Genomic DNA, 1,759 nt, shown 5'->3' with positions numbered 1-1,759 from the left:
AGGTGGAGCAGGCGCTGGCGGCGGTGTGGGCGCAGGTGCTGGGCGTGGAGCGCGTGGGGCGTAACGACAACTTCTTCGAGCTCGGCGGCGATTCGATCCTGAGCCTGCAGATCGTCGCGCGGTTGCGCAACGCGGGCTGGAAGGTCACGCCGCGGCAACTGCTGGAACGCCAGGCCATCGCCGAACTGGCGGCCGTGACCGAGTCCGTGGGCAACGGCAGCGGTGCAGGACGCGAGGACGGCGAGCATCCGGCCGCGCAGCGCGCGATCCCCGTGCTCGATGCCGAGCGCAGGGCTGGGGGACTGCCGTTGTCGCACGCGCAAGCGCGCCAGTGGTTCCTGTGGCAGCTCGCGCCGTCGAGCATCGCGTACCACATCGCGAGCGGGTTCCGGCTCACCGGCGAACTGGCGGTCGACGTGCTGCGCGAGAGTTTCCAGGGACTGGTGGACCGCCACGAGTCCATGCGCACGGTGTTCCAAGCGCGGGACGACGGCATGGCCGACCAGCTCATCCAGTCCGGATGGAAGATCGAGGTGCCGCTGATCGACCTGAGCGGATTCGCCGCCGAGGAGCGCGAAGCGAAGGCCCGGGCGCAAGCGCTGGTGCTGCACCAGACGCCCTTCGACCTGTGCGGCGAGCCGCTGCTGCGCGTGGCGCTGATCCGGCTGGCACCGGCGGAGCATGTGCTGGTGGTGGTGATGCACCACATCGTGTCCGATGGCTGGTCGATGCAGCTGATCGTGGACGAGTTCGCGAAGCGCTACCAGGCGGGTCTGCGCGGCGAGGCACTAGCCTTGGAGGCATTGCCGCTGCAGTACGCCGACTATGCGGTCTGGCAGCGCGAGTGGCTGGCCGACGGCGAGCGCGAGCGGCAACTTGCCTATTGGCGCGAACAGCTGGGCGGCGAGCAGCCGGTGCTGCGGCTGCCGAGCGACCATCCACGGCTGGCGAACGCCGACTACACCGTTGCGCACAGCACGGCCGAGCTGCCCCACGCGCTGGTCGAGGGATTGCAACGGCTGGCGAAGGCGAACGGCGCGACGCTCTTCATGTCGCTGCTGGCGGCCTTCAACGTGCTGCTGCACCGCCATACGGGGCAGGAGGACATCCGTATCGGCATGGCGGTGGCGAACCGCCACCGGATCGGCACCGAAGGCATCGTCGGTTTCTTCGTGAACACGTTGGTGCTGCCCGGTCACGTGGCACCGCGCATGCGGCTCGCGGAGGTGTTTCTCCAGACCAAGGAGGCGGCGCTGGGCGCGCAACTGAACCAGGACCTGCCGTTCGAGCAACTGGTCGATGCGCTGCAGCCTGAACGGGACATGAGCCAGACACCGCTGTTCCAGGTCATGGTGAACCACCAGAAGATCCAGGCGAAGGCCGCCACCGATCTGCCCGGGCTGGCGTTGCAGGAATACGCGCTCGGCGAGCGCGGTGCGCAGTTCGAACTGACGCTCGATCTGCTGGAAGACGAGCGGGGCGGCGTGCATGCGACGCTGGCCTATGCCCGGGAACTGTTCGAACCCGTAGCGATGCGGCGCATGCTCGCGCACTACCTGGCGGTGCTGCAGGACCTGGCGAACAATTCGCAGCGCGCGGTCGGCGACGTGGTGCTGATGGATGCAGAGGAGCGCGCGCAGCTTGCGGCGTGGGGCACAAACGCATTGTCATACGATGGAGGTGAGCCGGTGCACGCGTTGATAGGCCGGCAGGTGGCGCTTCGCGCGGATGCGCCGGCGCTGGTGTACGGGGAGGAGTC

The 1,759-nt window shown here is 68.4% G+C and carries 1 protein-coding gene; it reads left to right on the top strand.

Translation table 11 applies throughout. From position 1 onward, the window contains the following. Positions 1–1,759 (top strand): condensation domain-containing protein (locus J2W36_RS26490; RefSeq protein ID WP_307692776.1); only part of this gene is annotated, 1,759 nt, incomplete at both ends.

The organism is Variovorax ginsengisoli (assembly GCF_030811835.1).
In the GTDB taxonomy this organism is placed as follows: Bacteria; Pseudomonadota; Gammaproteobacteria; order Burkholderiales; family Burkholderiaceae_C; genus Variovorax; species Variovorax ginsengisoli_C.
The sequence above is the reverse complement of the archived record's forward strand: the minus strand, read 5'-3'. Positions and strand labels throughout refer to the sequence as shown.